Annotated in this window: 15 protein-coding genes, 1 tRNA gene and 3 pseudogenes; 10 read left to right on the top strand and 9 right to left on the bottom strand. The window is 54.5% G+C overall.

Annotated features, from left to right (window positions below):
• Nucleotides 1–10 precede the first annotated feature (10 nt).
• The 3 genes from ABOC21_RS22140 to ahr form a co-directional block, all read right to left on the bottom strand.
• Nucleotides 11–898 carry a carbohydrate ABC transporter permease gene (locus ABOC21_RS22140; RefSeq protein WP_426813294.1) on the bottom strand — a complete coding sequence of 296 codons (888 nt, stop codon included), beginning with the start codon at nt 896–898 and terminating at the stop codon, nt 11–13.
• Nucleotides 888–1,760: a carbohydrate ABC transporter permease gene (locus ABOC21_RS22135; RefSeq protein WP_426813293.1), complete on the bottom strand. Its 873-nt coding sequence runs from the start codon at nt 1,758–1,760 to the stop codon at nt 888–890. Before ABOC21_RS22135 ends, ABOC21_RS22140 begins: the two co-directional genes overlap by 11 nt.
• Nucleotides 1,761–1,949: 189 nt before the next feature.
• Nucleotides 1,950–2,969: an NADPH-dependent aldehyde reductase Ahr gene (ahr, locus tag ABOC21_RS22130; protein WP_426813292.1), complete on the bottom strand. Its 1,020-nt coding sequence runs from the start codon at nt 2,967–2,969 to the stop codon at nt 1,950–1,952.
• Between the two features lie 563 nt (nt 2,970–3,532).
• Between ahr and ABOC21_RS22125 the strand changes: the two genes are divergently transcribed.
• The 4 genes and pseudogenes from ABOC21_RS22125 to ABOC21_RS22110 all read left to right on the top strand — a co-directional run.
• Nucleotides 3,533–3,617 (top strand) — tRNA-Leu (locus ABOC21_RS22125).
• A 164-nt stretch (nt 3,618–3,781) separates the two neighbouring features.
• A pseudogene (locus ABOC21_RS22120) lies at nt 3,782–4,687 on the top strand (tyrosine-type recombinase/integrase); the annotation flags it as partial.
• Nucleotides 4,688–4,748: 61 nt separating this feature from the next.
• Nucleotides 4,749–5,593, top strand: a protein-coding gene (locus ABOC21_RS22115; RefSeq protein WP_426812222.1) for an IS5 family transposase whose coding sequence is annotated in 2 segments (ribosomal slippage) — nt 4,749–5,094 and nt 5,094–5,593 — 846 coding nt in all. Because the reading frame shifts where the segments join, the coding sequence is not laid out codon by codon here.
• Between the two features lie 6 nt (nt 5,594–5,599).
• Nucleotides 5,600–5,965, top strand: a pseudogene (locus ABOC21_RS22110) (tyrosine-type recombinase/integrase); the annotation flags it as partial.
• Between the two features lie 24 nt (nt 5,966–5,989).
• Here the strand turns inward: ABOC21_RS22110 and ABOC21_RS22105 are convergent.
• From ABOC21_RS22105 to ABOC21_RS22080, 6 genes are all read right to left on the bottom strand, one after another.
• Nucleotides 5,990–6,745: an SIR2 family NAD-dependent protein deacylase gene (locus ABOC21_RS22105; RefSeq protein WP_426813291.1), complete on the bottom strand. Its 756-nt coding sequence runs from the start codon at nt 6,743–6,745 to the stop codon at nt 5,990–5,992.
• A gap of 112 nt (nt 6,746–6,857) precedes the next feature.
• On the bottom strand, nt 6,858–7,205 hold the full coding sequence (locus ABOC21_RS22100; protein ID WP_426813290.1) for a hypothetical protein: 348 nt from the start codon (nt 7,203–7,205) through the stop codon (nt 6,858–6,860).
• Complete coding sequence (locus ABOC21_RS22095) at nt 7,193–7,810, bottom strand: ParA family protein (protein WP_426815558.1); 618 nt, start codon at nt 7,808–7,810, stop codon at nt 7,193–7,195. The genes ABOC21_RS22100 and ABOC21_RS22095 overlap by 13 nt, the downstream gene beginning before the upstream one ends.
• A gap of 716 nt (nt 7,811–8,526) precedes the next feature.
• The gene (locus tag ABOC21_RS22090; RefSeq protein ID WP_039102772.1) at nt 8,527–9,093 is read right to left on the bottom strand and encodes a phage polarity suppression protein; all 567 of its coding nucleotides are present in this window, start codon (nt 9,091–9,093) and stop codon (nt 8,527–8,529) included.
• A gap of 17 nt (nt 9,094–9,110) precedes the next feature.
• Nucleotides 9,111–9,356, bottom strand: a complete 246-nt coding sequence (locus tag ABOC21_RS22085) for an ogr/Delta-like zinc finger family protein (protein ID WP_408942089.1) — start codon at nt 9,354–9,356, stop codon at nt 9,111–9,113.
• Entirely contained in the window at nt 9,353–10,090 is a 738-nt protein-coding gene (locus ABOC21_RS22080; protein WP_426813289.1) for a glycoprotein 3, read from the bottom strand. The genes ABOC21_RS22085 and ABOC21_RS22080 overlap by 4 nt, the downstream gene beginning before the upstream one ends.
• Nucleotides 10,091–10,650: 560 nt before the next feature.
• Between ABOC21_RS22080 and ABOC21_RS22075 the strand changes: the two genes are divergently transcribed.
• From ABOC21_RS22075 to ABOC21_RS22050, 6 genes and pseudogenes are all read left to right on the top strand, one after another.
• Entirely contained in the window at nt 10,651–10,917 is a 267-nt protein-coding gene (locus ABOC21_RS22075) for a helix-turn-helix transcriptional regulator (protein ID WP_408942091.1), read from the top strand.
• A pseudogene (locus ABOC21_RS22070) lies at nt 10,914–11,291 on the top strand (ash family protein); the annotation flags it as partial. The gene ABOC21_RS22075 and the pseudogene ABOC21_RS22070, both read left to right, overlap by 4 nt.
• A gap of 24 nt (nt 11,292–11,315) precedes the next feature.
• Nucleotides 11,316–11,510, top strand: coding sequence for a host cell division inhibitor Icd-like protein (locus ABOC21_RS22065; RefSeq protein ID WP_259545975.1), 195 nt, complete (start codon nt 11,316–11,318; stop codon nt 11,508–11,510).
• Nucleotides 11,507–11,734: a hypothetical protein gene (locus ABOC21_RS22060; protein ID WP_004098168.1), complete on the top strand. Its 228-nt coding sequence runs from the start codon at nt 11,507–11,509 to the stop codon at nt 11,732–11,734. Before ABOC21_RS22065 ends, ABOC21_RS22060 begins: the two co-directional genes overlap by 4 nt.
• Entirely contained in the window at nt 11,731–12,051 is a 321-nt protein-coding gene (locus ABOC21_RS22055) for a DUF5375 domain-containing protein (protein ID WP_259545960.1), read from the top strand. The genes ABOC21_RS22060 and ABOC21_RS22055 overlap by 4 nt, the downstream gene beginning before the upstream one ends.
• Before the next feature lie 14 nt (nt 12,052–12,065).
• A complete protein-coding gene (locus ABOC21_RS22050; RefSeq protein WP_426813288.1) occupies nt 12,066–14,399 on the top strand; it encodes a primase-helicase zinc-binding domain-containing protein in 2,334 nt (777 codons plus the stop codon).
• Nucleotides 14,400–14,413: the final 14 nt, after the last annotated feature.

Raw genomic sequence — 14,413 nt, 5'->3', positions numbered from 1 at the left:
CAATAACTCCTTATTTGATCCCGGAGAAGCCGAAGCTTCGCAGGAACTGTTTCTGGAAAAGGATGAACGCCAGCATCAGCGGCAGGCAGACCATCAGCGTCCCGGCGCCGATGGTGCCCCACTGGCCGCCGGATTCGGCGCCCATGGCGAAGGAGACCAGCCCCACGGTCAGCACCTGCTTATCGGGATCGTTGAGCATCATCAGCGGCCACAGGTATTCGTTCCAGTGGTAGGTAATGCTGACGGTGGCGAAGGCCAGTACCGACGGCCATGACATCGGTAGCAGCACGCGGAACAGCACCTGCCACCAGCGGCAGCCCTCCATCAGCGCGGCTTCCTCCAGCTCTTTGGGGATAGCGAGGAACGCCTGGCGCATCAGGAACACGCCGAACGCCGAGGTGAAATAGGGCATCATCACCCCGGTGAGGGTGTTGAGCAGGCCGAAGGTTTTGAGGGTCAGCATGTTCGGCACCATCATCACCACCGGCATGATCATCAGCTGCACTAAAAACAGCAGGAACAGGGTCTGCTTGCCGCGGAACTCGTGGCAGGCGAAGACGTAGCCGGCGGTGGTGATGGTCAGCAGCTGCACGCCGAAGGTGCCGAAGGCGAAGATAAGGGTGTTGGCGTAGAGGCTCAGCCAGTCGGCGCTGGCCCAGGCGTCGCGGAAGTTATCGAGGGTCAGCGGCAGCCGGGGCAGCAGCGAGGCCATATCCTCGCCGAAGGTGGTGGCGCTGAACGAGGTCGCCAGCATCCAGATAAACGGGCTGATCCACAGCAGCGCCAGGCAGCACATCAGTACGCTGAGGGTAAAGGGCTGCGAACGGCGCAGGCGCAGCCACAGCGGACGCGATGCGCCCGGCGAGCGCACGGCCAGCGGCGAGATTTCAGCGCTCATGGTGGGCTCCTCTCTCCAGCAGTTTGAGGTTAAGCAGCGAGAAGGCGAACAGCCCCGCCAGGGTCAGGAAGGTGGCGGCGGAGGCTTTGCCGAGGTCGTGGGTATCCCACGCCAGGTTCTGGATGTAGTAGAGCAGCACGGTGGTGGCGTTGTCCGGCCCGCCGCGGGTCATCACCGCCACGTGGTCAATCTGGGTGATGGAGTAGATCAGCGCCGTGGTGATGACGAAGCTCAGGGTCGGGCGCAGCAGGGGCAGGGTGACCTTAAAGAACACCTGGCTGCGGGTGGCGCCTTCCATAATCGCCGCTTCGCGGGTCGAGGCCGGGATACTCTGCAGGCCGGCGAGGAAAAACAGCATGTAGTAGCCGGCAAACTTCCACACCCCGATCAGCGCCAGCGCCAGCAGGGCGGTGTTGCTGCGCCCCAGCCAGTTGTTGTTCATCGGGCCGACGATCTTCGCCAGATAGTGGTCGAGCAGGCCGAGGCCGGGCATAAAGATAAACAGCCACAGCGCGGCGGCGCTGACCATCGGGATAATCATCGGGAAGAAGAAGGCGGTGCGCAGCCAGCGGTTGACGCGGTGGTTTTCGCTCAGCGCGACGGCCAGCAGCAGGGCGAGGGTCACGCCCGGCACCACCGTCAGCAGGATATAGAGCAGGTTGTTGACCAGCGATTGCCAGAAGACGCTATCGGCGAACAGGCGGCTGAAATTATCGAGGCCGACGAACTGCGCGCCGTCGCTGACCATCCGGGTATCGAACAGGCTGTCGTAGACCGAGCGCCCCAGCGGGAACCAGGTAAAGAGCAGTAAAAACAGCAGCGAAGGCGACAGTATCAGCCAGGGGAGCCAGCTTTTTCTCATAACGGCGACGTCTCAATCGGGCATTATCGAAGCACGGATTGTGAGAAGCTTTGACTGCAAAAATATGGCGGAGAGATGACTATTTAATGACCGAGGGAGCAACTGCCGGGCAGACGGGGCGCCCGGCGGGAAGGTTAGCGCATGGCCTGAATCATTTGTGCTCAGACAAGACGCATGTGACGGATATCATCAGAAGTCGGCTTTCAGCACCACCCGATAGCGGGCTTTGCCCTCGCGCACGTGCTTGAGCGCGGCGTTGATTTGCGACATCGGGAACTGCTCGGTGATCGGCGCGACCTTGCTGCGCCCGGCGAACTTCATCAGCGTGCGCAGTTCGGACGGGTTGCCGGTGGCCGAACCGGAGATGCTGAGGTCGCCGCGGATCAGGGTAAAGGCGGGCACCGGGAACGGCTTCATCACCGCGCCGACGGTATGGAATTTGCCGCTGTAAGCCAGGGCTTCGAAGTACGGCTGCCATTCGAGATCCACCGCCACGGTGTTAATGATCAGGTCGAACTGGCCGGCCAGCGCTTTTAAGGCCTCAGGATCGCGGCTGTTGACCACCCGATCGGCGCCCATCGCCAGCACTTCCTGCTCTTTCGCCGGGTTGGAGCTGAAGGCGGTGACTTCCGCCCCCATCGCCCGCAGCAGCTTAATGGCGATATGACCGAGGCCGCCGATACCGATGACGCCGACGCGGCTGGTGGCGGTGACGTTGTGCATCAGCAGCGGTTTAAACACCGTAATCCCGCCGCAGAGCATCGGGCCGGCGGATGCGATATCGATGCTTTCCGGCAGCGGGATCACCCACTGCCAGTCGGCGCGCAGCTTATCGGCGAAGCCGCCGCGGTTGGCAATGGTTGGCACCGAGCCTTCCAGACATTTGATCTGATGGCCGCTGATACAGGCGTCGCAGTGCCCGCAGCTGCGCGCCGTCCAGCCGATGCCGACCTTCTGGCCGATCTTCAGTCCCTTATTCTGCGCCGCGCTGCCCAGCGCCGCCACGCGGCCAATCACCTCGTGACCAGCAACCAGAGGATAGCTCGACACGCCCCATTCGTTGTCGATCATCGACAGGTCGGAGTGGCAGATGCCGCAGTACTCTACCTGAACCTCAACATCTTCCGGCCGGAGTTCGCCGGCGTCGTATTCCCACAGCGACAGATCGGCGCCCGCTTCTTTGGCGGCGTAGCTTTTAATTGTGCTCATCACGGTTTCCTTGGTTTGGCGGAGATAAGAAGGAAGTGTAGAGCATTGGGGGCGGGGATGCCTGCCCTAAGAAGAGGGAACGGCGTGCTTTCTGCTGCGTGAGCTCCTGGGATGAACAGGCATATCGCGGGGCGGGCGGGGATGTCTAAAAAGGAGTTCGCAGGGCCCGGCTGTGGCGGCGCGCCGGGAATGTTTATCGGCGTTGGGAGAGATAAGGGGGAGAAAGGGGATGAAGTGGGAATGAATTGAGAAAAGTGTGAACGCTGAATGAATCGTTTCCGGGGTATGAGGTCTTTCAGCAAAGCGTCGTGAGGGGATTTCGGTGGCGGGAGATGGGGATCAACGGTATCTGTTGGTGGCCGATGGCGGTGGCGAAAGGGGGGCGGGGGCGTTTTGTGTTTACGGTTATGGAAAATGGAGGGGAAAGGGGGAAAACGTGGCCCGTACGGCCCCGTGATTCCTTTGTGTTGTTTTTTTCGACACTTAGCACAGCTTGCACATGCTGTTGCTTGCATGGCGGCCATCGACAGGTATAATCCACAACGTTTCCGTATCCCTTCTGTGCCGGAGTGGCGAAATCGGTAGACGCAGTTGATTCAAAATCAACCGTAGAAATACGTGCCGGTTCGAGTCCGGCCTTCGGCACCATTAGTACTTCCAAGACCATCCGAGAAAGTCCAATTATCCCTTAAAAATCAATGCCTGCAGCGATTTTTACGCCCTGAGTCGTCCGAGGTTGTCCGTTGAAATCCGGATGTCATTGGGGGCATAATTGGGGGCATCTTAACTTCGATTAGAAATGTGCCCCCAAAATGAAGCTCAACGCCAGACAGGTAGAGACCGCAAAGCCAAAAGACAAAACCTACAAAATGGCCGATGGCGGCGGTTTGTATCTCGAGGTTACGGCCAAGGGTTCTAAATACTGGCGCATGAAATACCGACGCCCCTCTGACAAAAAAGAGGATCGCCTCGCTTTTGGTGTTTGGCCAACTGTGACGCTTGCTCAGGCAAGAGCAAAGCGCGACGAAGCTAAAAAGCTGCTAGTGCAGGGCATTGACCCTAAAGCCGAACAGAAAGAAGCTCAGGCCGAGAATTCGGGGGCATACACTTTCGAAACTATCGCTCGTGAATGGCATGCCAGTAACAAGCGCTGGAGTGAAGACCATAGAGCGCGAGTTCTTCGCTATCTTGAGCTTTATATCTTCCCTCATATCGGTTCGTCCGACATTCGCCAGCTCAAAACCAGCCACCTGTTAGCCCCGATTAAAAAGGTTGATGCCAGTGGCAAGCATGACGTCGCGCAGCGTCTTCAGCAGCGTGTCACGGCCATTATGCGTTATGCCGTCCAGAACGATTACATAGACTCTAACCCGGCCAGTGATATGGCTGGTGCTTTATCAACAACCAAAGCAAGACACTATCCTGCTTTACCCTCTAGCCGGTTCCCTGAGTTTCTTGCTCGTCTTGCTGCATATCGTGGCCGTGTAATGACGCGGATCGCGGTTGAGCTTTCTCTGCTAACTTTTGTACGTTCCAGCGAGTTACGCTTTGCTCGTTGGGAAGAGTTTGATTTCGATAAATCTCTTTGGCGTGTACCTGCAAAGCGAGAAGAAATTAAAGGCGTGCGTTACTCATACCGTGGCATGAAGATGAAAGAGGAGCATATCGTTCCGCTTAGTCGGCAGGCGATGATTTTGCTAAACCAGTTAAAGCAGATTAGGCTGTGTCCCGTAATCACCTGAGCTATAGTAACTGTCTGTTTCCACAACATATTAAACTATGGCTCGCTACGACATTCCCGATGAAGCATGGACTATCATCCAACCCTTTCTGCCAGCAGCGTCTGCCTCTCCACAGGCCGGGCGTCCGTGGGCGGAGCATCGTATGATCATCAACGGCATGTTCTGGGTGCTGTGTTCAGGTGCACCATGGCGTGATTTACCTGAACGGTACGGCCCATGGAAGACCGTTTATAACCGCTTTAACCGATGGTCAAAATCGGGTGTGATTAACATTATTTTCAACAAGTTACTTTCAGCTCTGGATGCACATGGCCTCGTGGACTGGTCGGCCACTGCACTGGATGGCAGCAATATCCGGGCGCTGAAATGTGCTGCCGGTGCGCAAAAAAACAACCCGATATCACCGGAGATAATGGGCTGGGTCGCTCTCGCGGTGGTTTTGGCACCAAAATTCATCTGGCGACAGACGGAAGTGGTCTGCCGTTAAACATCGTACTGAGTCCCGGTCAGGCTCACGAAAGCCAGTTTGCACAACGTCTTCTGGACGGTATCGGTGTTCAGCGCCAGAACGGAAGTATCAAGCGCCGTGGTCATGCAGTACTGGCTGATAAAGCCTACTCCGGACATGCGTTACGTAACGAACTGAAAAGAAGAGGGATAAAAGTTGTCATCCCGCGTAAATCCAATGAAAAAATGGCCACAGATGGTCGTTCACCACTCGATCGTGAAGCCTACCGCAATCGCAATGTTGTTGAGAGGTGCTTTGGTCGCCTGAAAGAATACCGCCGCATTGCCACACGTTACGACAAAACGGCGAGGAATTATCTGGCGATGGTGAAACTGGGTTGCATCCGATTGTTTTACAAGAGGTTATGTAATTAAGGGACACAGCCTAGTGGTGATAAAGAGTCGCTTTTTCCGGGTGATCATGACGCAACAAAGGTTATGAGTGAAAACACGGTAAACAGCGCATTGCGTGCTATGGGGTATGACACGAAAACCGAGGTTTGCGGGCATGGATTCAGGACGATGGCGCGTGGTGCGCTCGGTGAGTCAGGGTTATGGAGCGATGATGCGATAGAACGTCAGTTGAGTCACTCAGAGCGTAACAATGTGCGTGCAGCTTATATTCATACTTCTGAGCATTTGGATGAACGTACATTAATGGTCCAATGGTGGGCTGATTATATTTATAGTAACTTTAATGGCTACATATCACCATTCGATTTTGCGAAGTCTGCCCCCCTCATTTAAAATATATGAATGAGGGGGGGGGGCTTACCAATTCATATTCTCCTTTAATTCAACTCGTGCAATCTCAACTTGTTGGACTAAGCTTTTTAAACTATCAATTAATTCTTGATGGCTACCTTTACTGGTTTTGTAAACAAGCATGTTGACATTTAATGTTTTTTCGATAACAGGCATCATGTCTTTATGAATACTCTTGTCTGAGACAACCATATAGTGTGGCTTGACGGCATTATGTTTGAAAAATGCATCTTCAAGCAGCAATCTGATATCCGGATCATTTGCCCCACATCCTATAAATAGGAATGTGTGTGTTAACCCTAATGCATTGAGTATTTCATAAAAGTCTCTGTGCTGCGATCTTGCACTGGCGTAATCGGTCCTGGAAAAAATTAATTTTGAGGTATTATCAATTGTACCGTGAATCTTCAAAACGACCCTGCCGCTATCTTTCACTGCAGAAACTATATCTGTATCATAATAGTTCCGAACACTTACCGTGCCTTCAGTTTCTCTTATCGCAAAAGTTTCATAAATTTTATCAAAATTTGGAGTGACTACAATTCTACAATCCAGCTTGAATAAAAGTTCGTGTATTTCTGCTTTAGTATACTGTGGGGTTAAAAATGCACTTTTAGCTATGTGGTCGAATTTGCCTTTTGCTAATTTTGACTTGATTAGTTCACATGCCGTTAAGTAATCTTCATTTTTATTAGTTTTTTTATTTGGGTTGAAGACGCCGCATTCAGTTCCGGCAAACAGTTTTCCAAAAACTCCTTCCAACTTGGAGGCCTGACTCCTCCGTTACCAGTGCTATTCATTGATACACCTGCGCCAAGGAAAAGAATACATTTTCTTCTGGCTAGATCAGATATTAAAGCTTCATCCCAATTTATCATGGTTTAACTGCCTCAATATTTTTTAGGATATTTGAGCAAATGCTGTCAAATAATTTTTTGGCGTCATTTACTTTTGAAAAATGTGACCCCACGACACCATCTTTATTCTTAAGGCAAAAAATAGGTGCGTTAGCCATCTGTGATAATGGAATTAGGCTATACATGTTTTCAATTTGGCCCAGTTCGAAATCAATGTTTTTGTTGTGAGAGTAGTTTGCCACTATTTCCGTCTTTATAATTTTAGGAACCTTTAATGCTATTTTTTCATAAGCATTAACTTTGACTTTCTCACCTCGTACTGTTTTTCCTCGGTATTGCTGCATTGCATAACCTAAAAATTGCAAATTACATTCCAGGCTTCATTTCCAATTGTAAATTCTTCCCCTTCTTCGGCTATATGATTTTTTAAGCCAGTTTTAATACCATTCATCCAATTTTTCAATGACAGATTAATGTTGTTTAATGCCAGCAAACTAAACATGTCAACAGACATTGGAATTATGAAAAAATCGCATGATATGATTATTGCTCTATTCAAAGCACCTAAGGATGGACCAACATCATATAATACATAATCATAGTCGTTGTATAGTGAGGAAAGATGAGAGAAGACAAATGTTGTTTGCATGCCTCGAGGTTTCCCAGCCACTGCTGGATCCCAATCGGATGCTAAAAAATCTTCACTCAGAGCTAATTTGGGGTCTCCAGGTATTAGATCAAACCCAAACCTACTTGTTTTGATAGGGACTATTCTTTCCGAAGCATATCCTTTTCCTCGACGCACAGGGTTTAAAAAGTACTCGATAGTAATTCGTTTTTCACTGCTATATATTTGAGATATCTTCTGCTCACCTAAACAATACGAAGTAGTATTACATTGAGGATCAGCATCAACGACCAGTACCTTTTTGTTAAGTTCCAAACTTAGATAGGCAGCAACATTACACAGTAATGTGGTTTTACCTACACCACCTTTGTTATTAAAAAAACTATGCTTTCCATAACTTTTCCCGTTTTTAGATTTACACCCTCTAGGGGCTTAACTTGTAAGATTGGTTTCATACTAATTGTTTAATGTTATCAAAGATTACATTAAATCTATAATGTCTTAAATAAATTGTCAGTTGCAATAGCGCGCAATGCTCCCCCCGCCACACCTGCGGGCTTCGTGGGTCTATTTTCATGCAGGTGCATGGCGTGGATTAAGCTGCAACAGGCCCGAATGCATCAGATGAATGCATGGACAGGAGGTGAGTACGTTAAGGGGCAATAGTATCAACGCCGAAATAACTGATTTCCCTCATCCACTGTATTGTGTTTTCTTATCCCTCACCTGACCGCCTCAGAGGCTCGCCACGCCCCCGAACAGCACCGCACCACCCACCGACACTCCCGCGAATCCGCGCAGCGCAGCGATGCGCCCAGGCCGCGAAATTAAATATCATTAAATAAATACTTTACCGCTGGCGCGCAGTGCTTTCCCCGCCTCGCCTGCCCGCTTCGTGGGGCGGTTTTCATGCAGGTGCATCGACAGGCTCAGGCCGCGCCGGGACAGGGGCCGGACAGGAATAACAAGGCGAGGAAACGCATGCAAAACCATGCACCCTGTGGATGCATGGCTTAATTCGGGAAAAATAGCGGTATTTTCGGGGATTTTTTGCGGAGCTACTTACTGGCCAGTTCCGTGCGCCGGCGGGCATAAATCAGGCTCTGTGCGGGGGTGTATTTTTCCTGATTATCCACCCGCGAAGCCGCGTCAGGCCTGAATCCGATGGCCGTTAAAATATCGCTGTCTTCTGCCGAATAATTAATTTCTTCACCGGTACTCAGCCACACGGACAGCGCTTCCCTCAGGTAATGAGCCGAACGGTCGAGCGCATGGCCGGTCAGGAGGGCGGGCTGCTGACTGAGTCCCATCAGCTCCGGGGCAAGCGTGGCCGCCAGTTCAGCACCGTGCGCCTGCATGAAGTCATTCAGCCGGTTGCGGATACTGATGCGCTGCACCGCTTCATGGGAGCGGATATAGCGCCCGGCTGCCTGATTAATTTCCCATTTTTTGACGTCCATAATGTCGCGCAGTCCCTGCATAATTGCCGGGATACGTTCATCCCCGGCCAGCATCTGCTCGCGGTATTCTTGCTCTGCGGCCGCCAGTTCGGCTTTACGGTTCAGCCAGGCGGTTTTGTTATTCTGACAGGCCTCAAAGGCCTGCTGTAGCGTAATGGCGGTCATGGTCAATTCTCCCCTGATTAATGGCGGTATGGCGAGCTGTAGCAGCCCTGCACTTTACGGGGTGCCGGAGGTGTGACCGGCTCCGCGACAGTCGGCATTTTCTCCGCCGGAGGACGGATAACCTCGTCAATGGCTTCAGTGGTGCGGAACGTCGCCGAGCACTCAATATTGGTGCACTGGTGATAGCGCTGTTTGACGTTCTCCGACAGGTAACGGGAGGTACGGGTATGCGCTGACTTTTTGCAGAACGGACAGTGCATCATGGCAGCAGCCCCCGCGCTTTCAGGTCAGCCTCGCGCTGACGGATTTTCTCCTGCCAGACCTTACGCTCGCCGGGCGTGCTGGCGGCGTCGTGGTTCATATGCGGAAGCGCGACGACCGGGAAGCCGGTCAGGGAGAGCACCGGTTCATCGGCTGGCGTGACAGAGAAGGCGCTCACTTTCCCGGTCAGGAAGGTGACCACCTGCTGCATAACCTCCTTCTCCGGCTCGGTGTACCCCTGATGGCCGGTGGTGTTGGCGAGCGGGTTTGCCATCACATCCGCTTTCAGCACCATCGCCCGGACCAGTGGCCCGAGGGTGTCATTCAGCGCGCGGTTAAGCTCTTCCTCAGCGTATTTACTCAACACAGCATGATGCGCCTGCCGGAATGCACGCGCGGTGCTGTTGCAGGTGGCTTTCAGCTGGTCACGTTCAAAGGCCAGCACTTCGGTCAGATTGTCACATTCCTGCGCCAGCTCCCGGCGGGCCACGCGTTCGATATGGCCGCTTTTCAGCTCATCGGTCAGCATGGCGCCCCCGGCACGGAAAGCGGCGCGCCAGTTGCGGGTGTCGCTGCCGTTGTCCTGCTCCAGCGCCGCTTTCTGCTCCTCCGCGCGGGTGATGGCCGTCAGGGTGTCCTCCATCAGGCGGGCCTGTTCAAGATGGGCCGTTCTGGCTGCGGCCAGTCGCTCCAGCGCCGGTTTCAGGTAATCAGGGATCAAGGTGTTGTCGGTCATGGCAGGTTTCCTCGTGGTTTCAACATGAGGTGATTCTGCCGGGGCACACACAACAACACGACCTGTTGCAGTTGTGGTAGTTCTGGCACAAACAGGACGTCAAAACCCGGCTTGCCAGAGAAAGGTCTCAGGAAAAGCATACTCACCGTTTGTTTTTTTACTGTTAACTATTCACCACTGTTCACCATAATAAAAAATATAAGTAATACAGTGAGATAAAGGGTGAACAGTTGAGGGGTTGACTGTTCACCGTCTGTTCACCACTGTTCACCCTGGCTGTTTATTAACCGCTGACCGTTTTTGAGGTACTTAGAATTATTTGGTATAAATAATTTATTTAAAATTCCATTTAGAAATTAATCGCTTTGCCAACAATGGCCAATAACGGTCAATAATGGCCAATATAGGCCAGCACCTTTTTCTGGTTAAAAATTAGCCTGTTGTGTGGTGGGACACCACAAAATGACTTGTTGCCCTCAGAGAAAATATTCACAAAATAGAGAGCTACCCGAAGCCGGACGGACACGACCGGCACTGTATGGACTTTATGAGGTAGCCCGATGCACACCGCTTTTTCTTCCCCGTCTTCTGCCCCTGCCGCGCCGCTGATGCCGGTTTCTGATACCGTTCACGAGCGCTTTATTCGTCTGCCCGAAGTGATGCATTTGTGCGGGCTGTCCCGCTCCACGATTTACGACCTCATCAGTCGGGAGGCTTTCCCGAAGCAAATCTCCCTTGGCGGAAAAAACGTGGCGTGGGCGAAGTCGGAAATCACCGGGTGGATGGCTGACCGTATCGCCGAACGCAACCGGGGCTATGACGCATGATGATGCCCGTTCCGCAAAAAGCCCCTTTTTCTGGCTTGCTTCCCTTCGCCGTTTCCAGGTATAGTTTTATCGCTGTCGCAAAATCGGCAGCCGGGCGTGAGAACCCGAGCAATCCATCGGCGATACCAGACGCGCCACGCGTCTTTTTTTGTGTCGCAATCAACGCCACAGAGCACCAGATAATGGTGTGGTGTGCGAACATTCGTGCAGGTGTAACTCTCTGTCTCCTGCCCGTATTCGTACATTATGCCGTCATGTCAATGGTAGCTCAGGCGGGGCAGCCCTCGGGCTGGCCGGTACTCGATGGAGCCGGTATTCTCACCCCCGTCTGGGCTATCGCCATCGAGCGTGAGAACTCCGGCGATAGCAATAATCAGCTATCCATCGGAGGTTGCCTTATGGCTACGATCCTCACCCCGTCACACCCGCAGTTTGTCTTTGTGTTTGCCGCTGTTCGTCGCGCAGACCGTAAACCCCGTATCTGTATGCTCCGCGCCGTCGCCGGGGATGAACACGCCGCACGCCTTTCGCTCGTCCGCGATTACGTCCTCTCGTTTGCCGGTCGTCTGCCGGTGGTGGAGGTGCGCGCATGAAACAGCCCGCCATCACCGTGAAAGACCTCGAATGCCTTGAGCACCTGCGTAATGTCGGCCAGTTCGTCGGCGAGCTGATGCAGGTGCAGGACTGCACCTCCCTGCGTCGTGACCCGACTCAGCAGTTACAGCTCACCTCCGTGATTTACCTGATGACCGCCCAGCTTGACGGCGTGGTCGAGCGCTGCAACCACCGCTGGTTCACCGGGGAGGGCAACGTATGAAAACTCCTCTGCCGCCTGTATTGCGTGCCGCCCTGTATCGCCGCGCCGTGGCCTGTGCCTGGCTGACCCTGTGCGAACGTCAGCGCCGCTATCCCCACCTCACCCTCGACGCGCTGGAAAGCGCCATCGCCGCCGAGCTGGAGGGCTTCTACCTGCGCCAGCACGGCGAGGAAAAAGGCCGTCTGATTGCCTGTGCGCTGCTGGAAGATTTGATGGAGGCCGGGCCGCTGAAAGCCGCTCCGTCGCTGTCCTTCCTCGGGCTCGCCGTGATGGATGAGCTTTGCGCCCGTCACATCACATCGCCTGTACTGCACTGAGGAAGAAAATAACAATGAAAATGAACGTAACGGACACCGTAAAACAGGCATGTGGCCACTGGCCGCGCATTCTCCCGGCGCTGGGCATGAAGGTGATAAAAAACCGCCATCAGGCCTGCCCGGTGTGTGGTGGCGCTGACCGTTTCCGCTTTGACGATAAAGAGGGGCGCGGCACATGGTTCTGTAACCAGTGCGGCGCCGGTGACGGCCTGACACTGGTTGAGAAGGTGTTCGGCATATCGGCATCCGAGGCCGCCGGGAAGGTGAACGCCGTCACCGGCCACCTGCCACCGGTGGCCCCGGAGGTGGTGGCGGCCGCAGACGCCGGAACGGATGCCGACCGCAAAGCAGCGGCCGCGCTGGCCGTCAGACTGCTGGAGAAAACCCGCCCGGCCACCGGCAACACCTACCTGACCCGCAAGGGCTTTCCCGGTCGTGAGTGTCTGACGCTGACCACGTCGCACAAAACCGGCGGCGTGGCCTACTGTGCCGGTGATGTGGTGGTGCCGCTGTATGACGGGACCGGCGCGCTGGTTAACCTCCAGTTTATTAACGCTGAGGGGCTCAAGCGCACCCTGAAAGGCGGGCTGGTGAAAGCGGCATGCCATCTTATCGACGGGCAGAAACAGGCCGGGAAACGCCTGTGGATAGCGGAGGGTTATGCAACGGCCCTTACCGTGCATCACCTGACCGGAGAAACCGTCATGGTGGCGCTGTCGTCCGTGAACCTTCTTTCTCTGGCGAGCCTGGCCCGTCAGAAACACCCGGCCTGTCAGATTATCCTCGCCGCCGACCGTGACCTGAACGGCGACGGCCAGAACAAAGCCACCGCAGCCGCTCAGGCCTGTGAGGGCGTTGTCGCCCTGCCGCCGGTGTTCGGTGACTGGAATGATGCGATGATGCTGAAGGGGGAGGACGCCACGAGGAAAGCCATTTATGCCGCCATCCGGCCAGCGGCCCAAAGCCCGTTTGACACCATGAGCGAGGCGGAATTTACCGCCATGAGCGCCAGTGATAAGGCGATGCGGGTGCATGAGCATTACGGCGAAGCGCTGGCCGTCGATGCGAACGGCCAGCTCCTGTCCCGCTATGAAAACGGCATCTGGAAGGTGATAACGCCGTCTGATTTTGCCCGCGATGTGGCCGGACTGTTTCAGCGCCTGCGCGCCCCGTTCTCGTCGGGGAGAATTGCCTCGGTGGTGGAGACCCTGAAACTGATTATTCCGCAGCAGGATGCACCGGCACGCCGTCTGATTGGTTTTCGCAACGGGGTACTCGACACCCAAACCGGTCTGTTCAGCCCGCACAGCAAATCACACTGGCTGCGCACCCTGTGCGACGTGGATTTTACCCCACCGGTGGAAGGGGAAACGCTGGAAACCCACGCGCCGAACTTCTGGCGCTGGCTCGACCGGGCGGCCAGCAGCAACCCGACAAAACGTAACGTGATTCTGGCCGCGCTGTTTATGGTGCTGGCGAACCGCTACGACTGGCAGCTCTTTCTCGAAGTGACCGGCCCCGGCGGCAGCGGGAAAAGTATTCTCGCCGAAATTGCCACGATGCTGGCCGGAGAGGATAACGCCACATCAGCCGACATCGACACGCTGGAGGACCCGCGCAAGCGTGCTTCCCTGATTGGCTTCTCGCTCATTCGTCTGCCTGACCAGGAGAAATGGAGCGGTGACGGTGCCGGACTCAAGGCCATTACCGGCGGCGATGCGGTCTCCGTTGACCCGAAATACCAGAATCCCTACTCGACGCACATTCCGGCGGTCATTCTGGCCGTGAACAATAACCCGATGCGCTTCACCGACCGCAGCGGCGGCGTGTCACGCCGACGGGTAATCATCCACTTCCCGGAGCAGATAGCCCCGGAGGAGCGCGACCCGCAGCTCAGGGATAAAATCGCCCGCGAGCTGGCCGTAATTGTGCGCCAGTTGATGCAGCAGTTCAGCGACCCGATGAGTGCCCGCGCGCTGCTCCAGTCGCAGCAGAACTCCGACGAGGCGCTCAGTATTAAACGCGACGCTGACCCGACGTTTGATTTTTGTGGCTATCTGGAGGCGCTGCCGCAGACCAACGGGATGTTTATGGGTAATGCCAGTATCATCCCGCGTAATTACCGTAAATATCTCTATCACGCGTATCTGGCCTATATGGAGGCCAACGGGTACAGGAATGTGCTCAGCCTGAAAATGTTCGGGCTGGGACTGCCCATGATGCTGAAAGAGTACGGGATGAATTATGAGAAGCGGCACACCAAGCAGGGGATACAAACCAACCTGACGTTGAAAGAAGAAAGCTACGGCGACTGGCTGCCGAAGTGCGACGAACCCACCGCGACTTAACCTGTCTCAGACCG

This window comes from Klebsiella sp. WOUb02, assembly GCF_050058015.1.
In the GTDB taxonomy this organism is placed as follows: domain Bacteria; phylum Pseudomonadota; class Gammaproteobacteria; order Enterobacterales; family Enterobacteriaceae; genus Klebsiella.
This window is presented reverse-complemented; position numbering and strand designations above follow the sequence as displayed.